General features: G+C 57.6%; 15 protein-coding genes. 4 read left to right on the top strand and 11 right to left on the bottom strand.

What is annotated here, in order from left to right; genetic code table 11:
• Position 1: 1 nt before the first annotated feature.
• Entirely contained in the window at positions 2 to 685 is a 684-nt protein-coding gene (gene phnL / locus ACR0DG_RS05125; protein WP_480694914.1) for a phosphonate C-P lyase system protein PhnL, read from the top strand.
• Positions 682 to 1230 carry a phosphonate metabolism protein/1,5-bisphosphokinase (PRPP-forming) PhnN gene (phnN, locus tag ACR0DG_RS05120; RefSeq protein WP_480694912.1) on the top strand — a complete coding sequence of 183 codons (549 nt, stop codon included), beginning with the start codon at positions 682 to 684 and terminating at the stop codon, positions 1228 to 1230. The genes phnL and phnN overlap by 4 nt, the downstream gene beginning before the upstream one ends.
• On the opposite strand, the gene ACR0DG_RS05115 is transcribed toward phnN, so the two are convergent.
• Positions 1212 to 1895 (bottom strand): DUF1045 domain-containing protein, encoded by a 684-nt coding sequence (locus ACR0DG_RS05115; RefSeq protein ID WP_480694910.1) that lies wholly within the window; start codon positions 1893 to 1895, stop codon positions 1212 to 1214. The two genes, phnN and ACR0DG_RS05115, sit on opposite strands and share 19 nt — an antisense overlap.
• 52 nt (positions 1896 to 1947) lie before the next feature.
• On the opposite strand from ACR0DG_RS05115, the gene ACR0DG_RS05110 reads away from it, so the two are divergent.
• Complete coding sequence (locus ACR0DG_RS05110) at positions 1948 to 3087, top strand: alpha-D-ribose 1-methylphosphonate 5-triphosphate diphosphatase (protein ID WP_480694908.1); 1140 nt, start codon at positions 1948 to 1950, stop codon at positions 3085 to 3087.
• On the opposite strand, the gene ACR0DG_RS05105 is transcribed toward ACR0DG_RS05110, so the two are convergent.
• The 7 genes from ACR0DG_RS05105 to ACR0DG_RS05075 are packed head-to-tail and all read right to left on the bottom strand — an operon-like array spanning position 3088 to position 9585.
• Positions 3088 to 3564 (bottom strand): class I SAM-dependent methyltransferase, encoded by a 477-nt coding sequence (locus tag ACR0DG_RS05105; RefSeq protein ID WP_480694906.1) that lies wholly within the window; start codon positions 3562 to 3564, stop codon positions 3088 to 3090.
• Positions 3561 to 4334, bottom strand: coding sequence for a polysaccharide deacetylase family protein (locus ACR0DG_RS05100; protein WP_480694904.1), 774 nt, complete (start codon positions 4332 to 4334; stop codon positions 3561 to 3563). The genes ACR0DG_RS05105 and ACR0DG_RS05100 overlap by 4 nt, the downstream gene beginning before the upstream one ends.
• Complete coding sequence (locus ACR0DG_RS05095; RefSeq protein WP_480694902.1) at positions 4331 to 5473, bottom strand: glycosyltransferase family protein; 1143 nt, start codon at positions 5471 to 5473, stop codon at positions 4331 to 4333. Before ACR0DG_RS05095 ends, ACR0DG_RS05100 begins: the two co-directional genes overlap by 4 nt.
• A complete protein-coding gene (locus ACR0DG_RS05090; protein ID WP_480694900.1) occupies positions 5470 to 6054 on the bottom strand; it encodes a histidine phosphatase family protein in 585 nt (194 codons plus the stop codon). The genes ACR0DG_RS05095 and ACR0DG_RS05090 overlap by 4 nt, the downstream gene beginning before the upstream one ends.
• Positions 6051 to 7127 carry a glycosyltransferase family 4 protein gene (locus ACR0DG_RS05085; protein ID WP_480694898.1) on the bottom strand — a complete coding sequence of 359 codons (1077 nt, stop codon included), beginning with the start codon at positions 7125 to 7127 and terminating at the stop codon, positions 6051 to 6053. Before ACR0DG_RS05085 ends, ACR0DG_RS05090 begins: the two co-directional genes overlap by 4 nt.
• Complete coding sequence (locus tag ACR0DG_RS05080) at positions 7127 to 8374, bottom strand: glycosyltransferase family 4 protein (protein WP_480694896.1); 1248 nt, start codon at positions 8372 to 8374, stop codon at positions 7127 to 7129. The genes ACR0DG_RS05085 and ACR0DG_RS05080 overlap by 1 nt, the downstream gene beginning before the upstream one ends.
• Positions 8371 to 9585 (bottom strand): glycosyltransferase family protein, encoded by a 1215-nt coding sequence (locus ACR0DG_RS05075; protein ID WP_480694894.1) that lies wholly within the window; start codon positions 9583 to 9585, stop codon positions 8371 to 8373. The genes ACR0DG_RS05080 and ACR0DG_RS05075 overlap by 4 nt, the downstream gene beginning before the upstream one ends.
• Before the next feature lie 367 nt (positions 9586 to 9952).
• On the opposite strand from ACR0DG_RS05075, the gene ACR0DG_RS05070 reads away from it, so the two are divergent.
• Entirely contained in the window at positions 9953 to 12334 is a 2382-nt protein-coding gene (locus tag ACR0DG_RS05070; RefSeq protein ID WP_480694892.1) for a mechanosensitive ion channel domain-containing protein, read from the top strand.
• Positions 12335 to 12422: 88 nt separating this feature from the next.
• Here the strand turns inward: ACR0DG_RS05070 and ACR0DG_RS05065 are convergent, their stop codons facing one another.
• The 3 genes from ACR0DG_RS05065 to ACR0DG_RS05055 are packed head-to-tail and all read right to left on the bottom strand — an operon-like array spanning position 12423 to position 15954.
• Positions 12423 to 13778, bottom strand: a complete 1356-nt coding sequence (locus tag ACR0DG_RS05065; RefSeq protein ID WP_480694890.1) for a CoA transferase — start codon at positions 13776 to 13778, stop codon at positions 12423 to 12425.
• Positions 13775 to 14929, bottom strand: coding sequence for an ABC transporter permease (locus ACR0DG_RS05060; protein WP_480694888.1), 1155 nt, complete (start codon positions 14927 to 14929; stop codon positions 13775 to 13777). The genes ACR0DG_RS05065 and ACR0DG_RS05060 overlap by 4 nt, the downstream gene beginning before the upstream one ends.
• A complete protein-coding gene (locus ACR0DG_RS05055; RefSeq protein ID WP_480694886.1) occupies positions 14926 to 15954 on the bottom strand; it encodes an ABC transporter permease in 1029 nt (342 codons plus the stop codon). Before ACR0DG_RS05055 ends, ACR0DG_RS05060 begins: the two co-directional genes overlap by 4 nt.
• Positions 15955 to 15964 lie beyond the last annotated feature (10 nt).

The raw sequence follows: 15964 nt of genomic DNA, 5'->3' as shown, positions 1-15964 counted from the left end.
CATGATCGAATTACAAGGCGTCAGCAAAAGTTTTACCCTGCATAATCAAGGTAGTGCAGTCATTCCCGTCATGGAAGGCGCGACCCTGAAGGTGTCCGCAGGGGAATGCGTTGCGTTGACCGGTGCTTCGGGCGCGGGCAAATCGACTTTGATGCGTGTGATCTACGGCAACTACCTGGCTGCGTCAGGTCAGGTGCTGGTCGGTGGTCTTGACGTCGCTCGGGCCCAGCCGCGCGAAATCCTCGCTTTGCGGCGTGATACGCTGGGATATGTCAGTCAGTTCCTGAGGGTCGTGCCGCGCGTGCCAACGCTTGAAGTCGTGGCCGAGCCTTTGTTGGCCGTTGGATGTGACAAGCAAACAGCATTGGACAAGGCCGCCGGACTGCTGGCACGGCTGAATATCCCAGAACGCCTGTGGTCCCTTAGCCCCACGACCTTTTCCGGTGGTGAGCAACAACGGGTCAACATAGCCCGTGGCTTTGCACATGATTATCCGGCGATGTTGCTGGATGAACCAACCGCATCTTTGGATGCGCAAAACCGCGAAACCGTTTTGTCGCTGATCGAAGAGGCTAAGGCGCGTGGCGCTGCGATTGTAGGTATTTTCCACGATATAGACGCGCGCAACCGGGTGTGCGATCGCGAAATCGACGTGTCCGGGTTTACCCCCAAGGCCGCCGCATGACCCTTGCACCCGTCATAGCGGTTGTTGGTCCATCAGGTGTTGGCAAGGACAGCGTTATGGAAGCGCTTGACGCGACCGCTCCGGGTATACGTCGCGTGCGTCGTGTGATTACCCGACCACCCGGCGAAGACGGCGAGGATTTCGACCGTGTATCTGCGGCCGAGTTCCAGCAGATGGTGACCAATGGTGCCTTTGCACTGCATTGGTCGGCGCATGGGTTGTTGTACGGCGTCCCGCGCGAGATTGAAGCAGATCGTCAACTGGCGGATGCTGTACTGGTCAACCTGTCACGGACGGTGTTGTTGCAAGCACAAGCCGTATTCAAGGATCTGATCGTGGTCTCTCTGACCGCCGATCCAGAGGTTCTTGCGCAGCGTTTGTGCAATCGCGACCGCGAAAACGCGGCAGAGCAGGCCCGACGCCTTGCGCGTGCATCGGCCCCCTTGCCCGAAGGTTTGGACCGTGTGATCGAGATAGACAACTCTGGTCCACTGACGCAAACGATCGACGCGATCCTGTCGCAGCTTCAACCTGAGAGGGCATAGCGTTGGATCAGGTGGAACATACCATCTTCGGCCTCGCCCATAAGCGCCAAGTCGTTGATCTGAAAGGGCGCGGGCAACAACGGCGCCAAATCTGTTTCGAGCGTGGATTGAACCTTGACCAGCGTTTCTTTGTCCAAACGACCGCTGAGTGTGATGTGAAAGCGAAAGGCGTCCATCACGTAAGGGTAACCCCATTGAACAAGATTGGCGTCCTGAATGGCGTTCAGCCCCGCTGCCCGGCGTCGTTCCAGTTCGTCATCAGACGGGGGCTTGCGAAAGCCATCCAGATCGCGAACACAAGCCGCGGCCAGAGCATTCAGTTCAGTGGCATCTCCGACAGGACGAAGGGCAAGAAACCGACCAAGCCGCGCAATTTCCATCCCATCCAACGTCACGGCAGGGCGCGCATCGGCAAGTTTGACGCAAGCGTTCTGCAGGTCGGCCACCGTTTTCCCGTGGGCCAGTCGAAAGGGCGGCTTCATCGTTGCATGCAGGCCGTATTTGCGCGGCACTGCGGTGACGGCAGCAAGGTCTATGCCATTCGCAGGTGGATGTTCGACCTGTTGCCCGGTCGCCATGTCCCAGCCCAGCCAGCGGGTTCCGAACTCAGTCCATTTGGCCCCAGCTGGGGGCGCAAAGTAAATCGCGTATCGCGTGAATGTCACATTGGCCTCCTAAGTGTGGCCTTCCCAATAGCTCAAACCGTGTGAAGTTCAGATGACAGAAGAAATGATCCTTGCCAATGCGACGCTGGTGCTTCCGAATGAAACGGTAACCGGCAGTTTGCGGATTGTCGGTGAAACGATTGCCGACGTTGCGACCGGCTGTGGTGTTCCTGCGGGAGCAGTGGATTGTCAGGGCGATTATGTGTGCCCGGGTCTGGTCGAATTGCACACTGACAATCTGGAACGTCACATCCAGCCGCGTCCCAAGGTCGATTGGCCCCATGCCGCGGCTATCCTGGCCCATGATGCAGAATTGGCCAGCACTGGCATTACAACAGTTTTCGACGCCATGCGCATCGGATCGATCCCAAGTGGGCAGCGTTACCAAAAGTATGCGCGTGATCTGTCCCGCGAACTTTGGCAGTTGCGGGAACAGGACGCGCTCAAGATCAGCCACTTTCTCCACCTTCGGGCCGAGGTCTGTTCGGAAACGCTTGTTGAGGAGCTGGACGAATTCGATGCCGAGGATCGCGTCGGCCTTGTTTCTATCATGGACCACACCCCCGGGCAGCGGCAGTTTCGGGATATGACCCAGCTAGAGGCCTATATGAAGGGCAAGCACGGAATGAACGATGACGATTTTCTGCAGCACGTGGCGCACCTGAAATGTCTGCGTGACCGTCACGGCGACAAGCATGAGACCGAAACTGTCAAGGCGGCAAACCGGTTCGGCGCCATGCTGGCCAGCCATGATGACACAACGCGGGAACAGGTGTGCACCTCGGCGGGCCATGGGATTAAGCTGGCGGAATTTCCGACGACGGTCGAGGCTGCGCGCGCCTGTCACGATCACGGGATCAAGGTGATGATGGGAGCCCCAAATGTGATCCGAGGTGGGTCTCATTCCGGAAACGTCGCCGCGCGCGATCTGGTCGAATTGGGCCATCTCGATATTCTGTCGTCTGACTATGTTCCCGCAGCGCTGCTGTTGTCGGCAACGCGCTTGGGCGACATGTGGGGTGATATGGCCCGAGGTCTGAAAACTGTGACGCTGACCCCGGCGCGGGTTGTCGGGCTTGATGACCGCGGCGAATTGCGCCCCGGTGCCCGTGCCGACGTGATCCGTTTTCGTATGCGTGAGGGGGCCCCGGCCTTGAACGGTGTCTGGTCGCGTGGGCAGCGGGTTTCCTGATCAGGATCTGTAGAACAGATAGCGATCCGGCGCGATGGTGTCGGGTCCCTTGATCTGCTGAAATCCGACCAGAGGTTGGCCAGAAATCAAAAGCCCCCCGGGCAGCATGACATCCGCAATGAACGGGCTTAGGCGCGCGGCTTCTGCAACGTCCTCTTCCTTAATGCCCCGTCCGAAATCATAATGCGCCATTGCAATTCTTGGGCCGCCTTCGGCCAGCTTCTGCAACATGGGTTCGGCTTCACCCTGCAAGAAATCCTCGGCGGGCGGAGTGCTGGATGGGTGGCATTGTAGGACCCTGTCCATCACCCAGATGCGCCGGTCGGGCAGGATTTCCCTCAGGTGGTCATAGGTTCTGCCGTTGCCTAAACCCATGTCCAGAACATCCCCGTCTTGCTCCGAAATCTGGTCGACCGCCCAGTTCAGCCCATCACGTTGAGCGGCCAGGCGGCGCAGCATGGAATCCAATCGGCTCATTCGGGTCTCCGTGTGTTTTCGTGGTCAGGCGCGGTCCAGACAGTTCCGGGGCCGTCCAGAAGGCGTTCTATTAGCTCTCGGGTGAAGGACCATATGTCCTCGTTATGTACAAGGTGGTGCGTCAGAATTCCGAAAGGTTCCGAGTTATCGCTTTGGTTCTCGCGTCGGGCGCGCAGAAGATCAACTGTCGTCGTAATAAGGTGATCCGGCTGCACCAGCCCACGCGTCCCGCGCCAATCAATCGGATCCACATGCGTGTTGACCTGCAGCAATCCTGCAGCAGGTTGAGCCGTCTCGCGCGGAGTTGCCGTTGAAAGCATTCGGAACCCAAGCGAATGCAGATTTGTGACCACATCATGCGAAATGCGGTTCCAAGGCGGCACAAACATGGGAAACAGACGTGAACCAAATTTGTCCGTCAACCGCTCCAACCCAGCCTGCGCATCGCCAAGGATCTCCTGCATCGGGCGATGCAGGCGGAATTCCGATTTCTTTTCATCTGGCGGCGCATGGTTTTGGTGCGCCCAGCCATGCACGACCGGGATCAGAGACTTGGTGCTATGTACGACCGACACCAACTCGTCCTCGCAGCCCCTCGGAATGATTGCCAGATGTACGGGAAGGTGTACATCCTCTGACAGCGCCCTAAGGCGCTCTAGTTCAGGTGTCACAGATATCGCGTCGTCGTCGCGCCACCACACCGGTAGGGAAAGACCTAGGCGCTGCCAGCGCTCAAGCTCGGCGGTAAGGGGGCTCCAGTCCAGGTTCATGTGCGTCCTTCAGATAGTAAGGTCGCTATTTCAACCGATTTCGCAGCGCCGTCGAAACCCGATGAAAAGTCGGGTCTGGGCGGGGCGGATAGCACTCGGTTCACGGCCTGCGCCAAGGTCGCGCCGGTTAAAGCCTGACTGCTCAGCACCTCAATCCCATTCAGATGAGACAAGCTGCGCGCGCGCAGAGTCTGTTCGACCTCGTTGCCGTCGTCAAAGGGGATAAAGACCGTGGGTGTCCCTGCTTGCAGAATATCCAGTACGGTGTTGTATCCGCACATACTGATCGAAGCCGCCGCATGATTAAGCATCTGACGGAAATCCGGCCTCACGGGTTCAATTGTCACGAGGGCGTCGCCCACAAGGGCTTGCAGTTCGGTTATGCGGTTCGGCGCGTCCTGTCCGCCGACCAACAGGCGCCAGCGCCTGTTGGGCATCTTTCGGGCGGCCTCGATGGCTGCCCGAAAGATCGGCTGCCCCACGGATCCGCCGCCTGCACTGACAAGAATTTCATCCTGTCCCGCGGCCTTGGGGTGTGGGGTGGCTGCGGTTGGTGCCACGAAACCTGTGTAAAACAAGCGTTTCTGCATGGGTTCAGTGACTGGCCAGCTGACCTCCAGTGGCACGATGCTCTGATCCGAATGCACCAAAACACCGTCATATTGCTGTAGCACAATTTGTTCTGTGCGTTCCGCCTTGGATGGCTTCGAAGGCGGGGCCAGAATATCTCTGACTGACGCAAGGATGACAGGCCGTGTCGGCAATGCCTGTGCAGCGTTCAAAGCGACATCAAACTCTGAGGCTAAGGAACGACGGCCAAATGGATAAAGCTCGGTGATTACCACATCGGGTGCAAAAGACCTCACCGCCTCGACAAGCGCCGTGCGGCGCGCATCATAATACGTATCGTCTGCCACATCGTCGGATTGGTCGAGCAGCCGAGTAAAATTGGTGCCGTCCGATCGCAAAGGCGGTAATCCCAAAAGGGTCATGCCGCGGCTGTCAAGCTGAGGGGCCGGCATCCCGCCTGAGACAATCAGAACGTCGTGATCTTTCTGCGCAAAGGCCCGACCCAATGTAAGGGCGCGGCTCAGATGTCCTGTACCCAACAAGTGGGTGACAATGATCATCACTTTCATGTTCGGGGCTCCGCTCGGATCAGGCGCACCGGTTCAGGTTCGGCGCGCATTGCCTGTGTGTCGACAATATACAAACGGTTGCGCTTGATTTTGAAGGGGGCAGGGCCGTCAAAGTTCCATCCCCATGCACGTGCCAGAATAACCCGCATGATCCCAATATGACAGACTGCGACGGTGTCTGCCGTCAGGGTATCAACCCAAGGGCGCAACCGTGCCCAAATCTCGGCTGGGCTTTCTCCGCCGGGGGGTCGGAAATTCCAGCTCCAGTCCTCGATGTGCCGGTATCCGCTGTCTGGGTCTGCGATCAGATCGACGCCGCGCAGGCCTTCCCATTCCCCCCAGTTCATTTCTATTAATGCGTCATGTGTGGCGGGCGGCTGACCGGTGACCAGCAACGCCGTTTCCTGCGCACGCCTGAGCGGGCTGGAAACGATCTGCGCCTTATCCCAAGGTTCGGGCAACCGATAAGCGGCCAGATCTTGCCGTGCCTCGTCATCCAATGGGATATCGCTGCGCCCTTGTATGCGACCCGCACGGTTCCAATGCGTATGGCCGTGGCGGAGCAGGGCGAGACGTGTCATGCTTGCCCCTCTGTCAACGGGCGGACCACTTGCCAAAACCGGTCTGTGGCGGCTGGGCTGAGATGCCGCGACCGGATCCGGTCGCGCGCTTTGGCTCCAGTTGCCAGTCGAAGGGATCGGTCACTCAAGAACTCACTTAGCCGGGCTGCCAGCCCTTCAGGTCCAGCGTCAACGGATGGATGCCGTGCAGGCAGCAGCACATCTCGGACACCCGGGCGGTCTTGTGCAACAACCGGCACACCGGCTGCCTGCGCCTCAAGATAAACCATCCCATATGCCTCATTCACGCCCGGCCAGACCAGCAGCGACACGTTCTGGTAATGGGTTTGCAAGGTTTCCCGATCCAACAAACCCAGGAACCGAACTTTCGACCCGAAAGGTGCCATCAAAGCCTCTACGTCGGGTCTGGCCGGGCCATCGCCGGCGATGTTCAATGACCAAGGCTGCTCCAACAAACTCAGCGTTTGCGCCAGAATCTCATACGAGGCCATTTTGTCGCCGTGACGCATCATCCCAACCGTCAGCATAGGGCCATCGCAGGATGATGCCACGGGCAGACGTGCAATCGGCAAAAATGGTGGTAACTCGACCAATTGCTGATCGCCGAATCGTTCCCGCTTCAATGTGATCAGATCGTTTGCTGTGTGGTAAAAGATCACCTGCGCGGCATCGCATGCTTGATGCGCGGCCTGTGCGAAATCGGCCCAAGGGCCGGTCAGCCGGCTGGTTGCGCGGGTGCTTTCCAATTGCACGTAGGGTATCCCCCGTGCATGGCAGACGTGCGGCCCCAAAAGGTCAGGGGCTTTGTAATAGTTGTGATAGGTAACCCAAAGGGCCGTGTCCTCGGGCAGTGTTTTGATCAGTCGCTGCACCTCGGTATTCGCCTCGGACCGTAATTTGCTTTGCAGCTGCTCATCACCGGTTTTGTCAAAGCTGCGCAGGTACGAGACAAGCTCAACCTCATCCCCTTGGGCGCTAATGGCTTTCATAAGGTTACGCGCCATTTCCCGATCACCCGAGGGGACAGGGCTGTCCGGAGATTTCATTGGTGCGTAAAATGCGATCCGGGCCATCAGTCCCTGTCCGCCCCCAACGCGGCAAGGCGTTTGGACAGGACGGCGACCCCTGGGTCCATCCGAAACTCTGCCAGTAGCCGGGCATAGGCTTTGGCGGCCATATCCGCCGTCGTCCCCGGGTTGTTCGCCAGTTGGGTGATTGCCGCAGCAAGCGCAGATGGTTCGTCTTCGGTCAGGGTTCCGTGCAGTCCGGTCTGGATGAACTCGGGGATCGCCGAGACGGGTGTCGACAGGATGGGCAGCATTTGAGAGGCAGCTTCCATCAAAACATTCGGTAACCCGTCGCGATCCCCGTCCGTTGCGATACGACTGGGCAAAACGAAGAGATCGGCGTCGCGCATTGCTGCGATGACCTCGGGCTGGTCACAGGCCCCTTTCCACGAAATCCGGTCTTCCACACCAGCCGCCTTAGCCTGTTGCTGCAGGGTATCGCCCAAATCGCCACCGCCGATATGGGTCCATCGCCAATCGAGCGTCTTGGGGAGGACAGCAAACGCGTCGATCAGGCGATCAAACCCTTTCTTTTCGACCAACCGCCCAACAGACAGCATGTGAAATGGATCGTCCGCAGACCTCAACGGCCGATTGGGCGGAGATGGAAAGCGATCCAAGTCCAACCCATGATAGATCAATTCAACCCGTTCGGGATGATCCGCAAGGCTGCGCAGGTGCTCGGCGCCGATGGCGGTGCAGGTTGCGCCGAAAGCAGCGCCATAGGTGTCGCCCCGCAGCTTTTCGGTTTTTTCCCAGTCGGGTGACGTCCAGATATCCTTGGCATGGGCTGAAAAGCTCCATGGCAGGCCTCGCATAATGGCGGCGTACCGCGCGACCGAAGACGGTGTATGCATGAAATGAGCGTACATAACCCGGGTGCTCGGCGGCAATTCAGCGGCCAATACGCAAGCCTGACCAAAACGCCGAATTCGGTTATGCGAGGGATCGCGCCGCAGGTCATTGCGCCAGACCTCATAAGCTTTGGCGTAACCGGGCAAAGCCTGCGCAACCTTGCGCGCCGACCAAACCCGCTCGGTTTCTTGGTACAGATACTCCGGTAAGTAGTGAACGTGACCATTGAAGCGTTCATGCAACGGGTGGCGTTTCACATCCGTCGGATGACGCAACGACCAGATATCAAAGCGATGACCTGCGTCCTGTAATGCCACCAATTCCTGCGCGATGAACGTCTCGGACAGGCGCGGCCACCCTTTGACCAGCACCGCAAGGTTCGGCTGTGTCGAACTCATCCGGTGGCCCGCTCCGGTTCCCCGGTGAGCAGGGCGTCAACTCGGTCGGTGACATAATCCAGCCCGTCCAAAAGCCCGTCGTCGATGGCTTGCGAGGGCAGGGCTTGTTGGGGCAGGGCCCGGATCGCGTGAATCATTGACTCTGCGGTCAGACCATCGCGGCTTTCGTCCAACATGCGCACAAGGCCCAATTCTTCGGCGCGCGATGCCCGAATCCATTGTTCAAGCCGCGGTGTTGTACGCGGGACAATCACTGCGCGTTTGTCAAACGACAGGACTTCGCAGAACGTGTTGTATCCGCCCATGCACACCACACCGGCAGCGCCTGCAAACAGTGTTTCTATCTCAGATTCGAAGCCTACCGCAGTTACGCGCCCGTTCAATGCCGCGACACGCGTTTCGAAGTCGTCGCGCAACTCACCAGACAGGAAGGGGCCATAAACCAGCACGGCCCGTGGCGATAGTGTCGGGTCTTGCTCGTAAGCAGACAGAACCAGGTTAACCATGGCCTTGCCGTCGCCACCACCGCCCGGTGTGATCAGAATATAGGGCTGTTCTGGGGGTTCATTGACCGGTCCAAGATCGCGGCGCAGGTAGCCTGTCCAATGGATGCGAGCCTGCGCGGACGCGTTCAGAGGCAGTCCGCTTGTCGGGTCGTAGATCGAGCGTAACCCATAGACCCAGATTTCATCATAGTATTTTTCGGTAGCGCTTACGGCTTCTTTGCGGTCCCACTCGGCGGCCAGAACCTCGGGTTCGTCAAGCACATCGCGCAAGCCGAGCACCATCTTGGCGCGTTTGCTCTGATATAGCGCTTCGAGCGTTGGCAGTAACTCACCTCGAAAACCGGTGGGTTCCTTGTCAACGATTAAAACGTCAGGATCAAACTGCTCGACCGCGGTATGAATAAGGCCAGCGCGCAGTTCGGTCACCTCTTCGATCCCCATACCCATCGTTTGCGAGGCATAGGATCCATCCGGGCGTTTTGTGACCCCGGGCAGGCGTACGTGATCCACACGCCGTGGAAATGTGAACCGCCCCGCAACGGGTGAGCCTGTCAGGATCAAGGCCGAGGCCGAGGGATCTGCCTGCGTAATAGCTGCGGCAAGGGCCCGAGACCTGCGCAAATGGCCTAGTCCGAATGTATCGTGGCTGTAGAACAGAATGCGGGGTGCACGTCCGGTCTTGTTATTTTGTAGTCCTGGGCTCATTTCGTCGCCGTCTTAGTGTCTTGGTGCTATTCCGCGCGCCTGCACCACTATCGCATATGTTTCTCGGCTGCTTGCAAAAACTGCGGCCCTGATCCGCGAAAAACGACAAACATAGCCAATTGGCTACACCCTACAGAAATCTTTGCTGGCTTGCCCCGACTTACATCAAACGCTGGCTACGACCGAGCTGCGCTTGCTCTCACTACTGTCATATTCAGTTTTTGTCGTGTTGAAAACACTCGATGCGGCTTCAGTGCGCCAAGAACACGCCACACCGGGATAACACCCGGCAGCAAGTTGATGATTTGAACACGGGTATGTGGTTCTGTAATGTGCGGCGCAAACGTCGAATTGGATAGAAACCCTGATGAAACTTAGACTTGTTGCTATTTTCGCCCTTCTAGGCTGGGCGATGCTATTGCAGTTTCCAACAGGGGTTTTTGCACAGACCTCGCTTATTCCGGGATATACCACGGGGGCAGATACCAGTTCGGATGCCTCTGAGGAAGGTGATCTTGCGGCTGCTATTCGTTCCGCAACCGAAGCCGGGGCGAGTGTGATCGTCATCGACAGCGCCGGTCAGATCGTATCATCGGGTGGAACAGCGACGGGGGCCCAAGACGCTGGCCCACAAGACCCAATGGCGCAGGGGTCGCAGTTGATGAAAGCGCAGGAGCGGTTCTCGAAATTCAGGGCGTCGATGGAATCGCGCCTTGAGGCGCTGCCTTATTCAATATTCGAGGTCCAGTATGTTCTGCGCCAAACCAGTCCGGACGGTCGGATACAGACCTATGTCGAGGTTCTGTTCTGGAACATTCTTTTCCTTTTGATCGGGCGCTGGCTGTCGATTGAAATCTACGGCAAGCGACTGGCTAAAGGGATCGTGGTGGCACGGTCCAAGGAAAACCCGCAAGGGTATCGCGAGAAGATGCCGTTCCTGGTTTTCCGGTTTCTTATGGGGATCGGGGCTACGATATTTGCGATGCTGATGGCGTTGATCGTTGGGTTCCTGTTTTTCGGCGAGGCCGAAGACCTCTCGATCCAATTCACGGTCACCGCAATTTTCACGGCGTTTTTCCTGTCGCGAACCGTGTCCGACCTGTGGCGCATGGTGTTGTCGCCTTATCTCAGCCAATACCGTCTGCCACCGTTTTCCGACAGGGATGCGAAACGGCTGTACATATGGGCATCTGCTTTGGCGACCTATGATATTTCGGTTGTTTTGTTTGCGACCTGGGTCGCGGATTTTGGTCTGAACTATAACGTCTACGCGCTGGTTTACGGCGGGCTGACCATGTTTGGCGCGTTGGGCAATGTGTTGATGATCTTATTCAACGCACGTGCAATTTCGCATGCGATCCGGGGTGGGCGCGCAAAGGATCAGGTTTCATGGATCTCGCGTTTCATCTCGTTGGCATGGGCGCCCGTTCTCATTGTCTACATGGTATTCAGCTGGCTTAAACTGGCCGTGGATCTGGTCTTGGAAAACCAGAATTCGATCCCATTGGTTGCCAGCAGCTATGCGATTTTCATGTCTGTCGTGATTGCCTATGGCGCGATGAACTACCTGTTGGAAAGGTACTTTGATCGCAATCGGCAGATGGAAGACCTGAACGCGGACGGGGACACCGTCGCGGAAGTCGTTGAGGAAGAGGTGATTGAAACGCCTCTGGCCGAAAAGCGAAAACACGCGATTCTAACCTATGAAGATCTGGCGCGACGGGTCGCAGGTATTCTGGCATTTGTTGTCGGGTTGTATGCGCTGGTCGTGATTTGGAACCCCGAGGCAAGCTGGAGCGAGGACTTGCCGATCGAACGGGCGCTGGATGTGATGGTGATCCTGTTCATCGGTTATATCCTGTTTCACTTTTTCCGCATTTGGATCGATACGAAAATCGCCGAGGAAGAAGACGATGGTGGAGCTGCGGCTGAGCTTGGCGACGAAGGTGGCGAAGGCGGTCAGAGCCGGTTGGCGACGTTGCTACCGCTTTTCAGAGGCGCGATTTTGGCAGTGGTGGTTGTCACCATTGTGTTGATTGTTCTGATGGAGCTTGGGATCAATGTCAGCCCGCTGTTTGCGGGTGCTGGTGTTGTTGGGCTTGCCGTGGGCTTTGGTTCGCAAACCCTTGTGCGCGACATCTTCTCGGGCGCCTTCTTCCTGATGGATGACGCATTCCGCAAGGGCGAATATATCGACATCGGCGACGTCAAAGGAACGGTCGAGAAAATCTCGGTCAGGTCGTTCCAGTTGCGGCACCATCTTGGCGCTTTGAACACGATTCCTTTTGGCGAGATCAAGGTGCTGACCAATTACTCTCGTGACTGGGTCATCATGAAACTGCCTTTGCGGGTGACCTATGACACGGACGTTGAAAAGGTACGGAAGCTGATCAAGAAGCTGGGACAGGAATTGCTGAACGATCCGGTCATTGGCGACAATTTCATCCAACCTCTCAAGTCGCAGGGTGTGATCGAGATGCAGGATTCGGCCATGATCATCCGGGTCAAATTCATGACCAAGCCGGGCGATCAGTGGCTGGTGCGCAAGAAAGTCTATCAGGATATACGCGAGCTCTTTGCGCGCGAGGGTATTCGCTTTGCACATCGCGAGGTTACGGTTCGTCTGGCGGACGACAAAGAGGCTGAAGACCTGACGCCCAAACAGCGCGAGGCGGTGACTGGCGCGGTACAGGCTGCAATCGACGAAGATTATCTGGATGATATCGGCCCCAGTGGGGATGACAGGTAGGGCACTCTCCCGCCACCTTGAGCAGTGTCTCTGACGAGACACAATTCAAGCTGTTGGGCCGGGCCGCGCGTTCCGCGCGGCGGTCGGTTTACGGGGTGAGCGAGGGCCAGGATGGTTGGGCTGTGCCCAGCTTGGAGGCTGGCAGGGGCCACGACATGCGGGCCTCACCGACACGTAGGGCAGGCTTTAATCGATAACCTAGTCCCCATCCGGATTCTTCGGTCACGTCTGAGTAGTCCGGGGTGTCAGCTTTGGTGATCTTGTCGGATGTTTCCGATTTCCCAAGAACCGCAAGCAGCTCGGCTGTTCGTGCAAGAGACAACCGCGCTTGCATGACGGTGTTCCCGGACGCGGCCTCGGCCAATGCAGAAAGAACCGCGGCGGCCATCAAGTAGCCTGTGGCATGATCAAGCGCCTGTACAGGCAACGGTGTGGGCTTTTCAGCCTTGGCCCATTCACGGCCTGCGTCGGCGATACCAGCGCTCATCTGAACCAAGCTGTCAAATCCACGCCTATTGGACCACGGTCCTTGCCAGCCGTAAGCATTCAGGGTGACCTCAATGCGATTGGGTGCAAGTTCATCGCGCTTTGATTGCGTGAGGCCCAAAGCATCAAGCGCTCCGGGCCGGTAACCATGTACGAAAACGTCGGCCTGAGCTAGCAATCCCTGTAGTTTCTCAAGGTCTTGCGGAGACTTCAGATCAAGGTAGGCGCAGTTTTTCCCCAGAGAAATGTCCGGTATAACGCCGGGCTCGTCCCACTCAGGTGGATCGATACGCAGCACCTCAGCCCCGAAGGCCGCGAGCGTTCGTGTCGATACCGGTCCGGCCAGAACCCGCGTCAGGTCCAGAACGCGTAAACCGGACAATGGGCGTTCAGCGCTGGCTTCGGGGCGGTCACGCAAGGTTATTTGGCGGGGATTGTGCCACCCGATCAACGGATCCCGTGATACGGCGCGGCCTTGGGGGTGATCGAGCCACTCTGCCCGGCTACGCATCGCTGCGGCGACCCCACCTTTGGCTACGATTGCGTTTTCCAGATCTCCGGCATTCCAGGTCTTCACAGCGGCTGCGACCTTTGAGCGTTCAGCATCCACTTTGAGCACGTCCAAAGCCACTGCTCTGTGGCGTGGCAGATTTGTATGCAGCCTGATCCATCGGTCGGCCGCCTCATAATCGCCTGCGACGGCGTCCCAAAGGCTTGGCATTGCCCAGCCATCGGGTTTGAAGGAAAACCCATACCACAGCGATGCGAGCCTGTGATCAACGGAAACTTCGGGCGCGGCGCTTGATAGGCCCAGAGCGGACATCAAACGCGCCAATTCTTGCCCAACGGCGGCAAAGCTGGCAGTGGCCAGTTCTGAAACCGCGTAAACACTTGGCCGCGCGCCTGATCCCGTTACCCGATAGCTGTCAGCAGCTGGAAGGGCAGAGATCAGCGTCATTGCTGATACGGATCAAGGCTGTCGCGCAAACCGTCGCCCAGGAAGTTGAACGCTAGAACAACGACGATGATCGGCAGCATCGGAATCGCTGTCCACGGGTAGATCTCGATCGAGGCCAGGTTCTGCGCATCATTCAGCATCACGCCCCAACTGACCGCGGGCGCGCGCAACCCAAGCCCAAGGAAGCTGAGCGCGGTCTCTCCAAGGATCATCGCTGGGATCGACAATGTGGCCGAGGCAATCAGGTGCGACATGAAGTTCGGCAGCAAGTGTTTGCGGATCACACGTCCTGAACTGGCGCCCATCATCTCAGCCGCGCGTACATATTCTTCTTCGCGAAGGGACAGGAATTTGGCGCGTACCGATCGCGCCAAACCGGGCCAATCCAGAATTCCAAGGATGATCGAAATGATAAAGAACACGGCGACCGGGCTCCAATTCGAGGGCACCGCAGCTGATAACGCCAGCCACAATGGCAGTTCCGGAAGCGAACGCAGAACTTCGATGACACGGTTGATGACCCAGTCGATCCTGCCGCCGAAATAACCGGCCATGGACCCGAACAAGATGCCAAGGAAGAAAGACACCGAAATACCGATAAGGCCAACTGTCAAAGACAGCTGCGCGCCATACAGGATGCGACTGAAGACGTCCCGGCCCAGCCTGTCGGATCCCCAAAGAAACACGGTGGCGCCGTCAGGAGGACAAAACAAATGGGTGTCGCTTTTGATCAGGCCCGCCAGTTTATATTCAGCCCCTTCACAGAAAAACTTGATAGGGCGTGGGTCATCCGTGTTGGGTATGAATTTCCACTGGAAGGTTTCCAGATCCGCTTCGGCCACGATTGAGTAGACGTAGGGGCCTATGAACTCGCCCTCGTGAAACCAGTTTATGCTTTGCGGCGGCGCATAGAGGTGTTCGTCATTCCGCTCATTCGGGCCGTAAGGGGCGATAAATCCGGCGAATGGCAACATCAGATAGCAGAGCAGCAGGAAGATACCCGAGATCAGCCCCAGCTTGTGCGTTCGGAATTTTCGCCAGACCAGCAGCCAGTTTGGCGCGTCGAGATCGGCGCGCTCGACCTGTTGCAGGGCGGCGTTGGGATCAAATGGGGCGTCGTCGACATAGCGACCATCAGATCGTTTGCTCATGCCTCGCGCCCCTCATAGCGAATGCGCGGGTCCAGCATGACCAGCAGAATGTCGGAAATCATGGTGCCGATCAGCGTCAGCAATGCGACGAACATCAAGATGAACGCAGACAGGAACTGGTCTTGCGTTTTAAGCGCAGTCAGCAAGGTTGGCCCGATGGTTTGCAGGCCCAGAACAACCGACACCAGAACCGATCCGGACACCATCGAAGGCAGCAGGTTGCCGATGTCAGCCACAAACGGGTTAAAGGCCACGCGCAGCGGGTATTTGGTCAGCATACGCGAGGGGGCCATACCTTTGGCAATTGCGGTTTCCACGTATGGTTTGCCCAATTCGTCCAGCATGTTGGCCCGCAGGCGTTGCATCATCGCAGACGCGCCCGAGGTGCCGATCACAAAGGTTGGAACGATCAGGTGCAGCAGGATGGATTTCAACTTGTCCCAACTCATCGGTTGACCCTCGAAGGATGGGTCCATCAAGCCGCCAATGGGTAGGTTGAAATACTGATGCCCGTAATAAAACAGGATCAACGCCAAAAGAAAATTAGGAGTCGCCAGACCGAGATAGCCGACAAAGGCTGACGTGTAATCAATCCATGTCCGTGATTTTGCAGCCGCGAGAACGCCAAGAGGCAAAGCCACCGCGTAGACGAAAAGGATCGCGGCAAGGTTGACAACCACGGTCAGCCAAAGCGTGTCGCCCACGATCTCGGCTACAGGGCGGTCAAATTCGAAGGACCAGCCATAGTTGCCTTGAATCAAACCCTCGAACCCGTGGGGGCCGGGCCAGAACCCCATCCAGATCAGATACTGTTCCCACATCGGGCGATCCAACGCATATTCGGTGCGTAGAAATTCAGCCTTGGCCACACCGGCAGATTGGCCCGATGCCTGCAATTCCGCGATCTGGTTGCTGAGATAGTCGCCGGGCGGCAGGTTGATGATCACGAAGATCAGGACCGACACCACAAGCAGCGTCAGCAGCATCGTGAAAAAGCGATACACCGCATAGCGCAGCATGACCATTTAGCTGCTC

This window comes from Ruegeria sp. BG8 (genome assembly GCF_056538325.1).
Note: the sequence above shows the minus strand (reverse complement) of the source record. Positions and strands in the feature narration are given on the sequence as shown.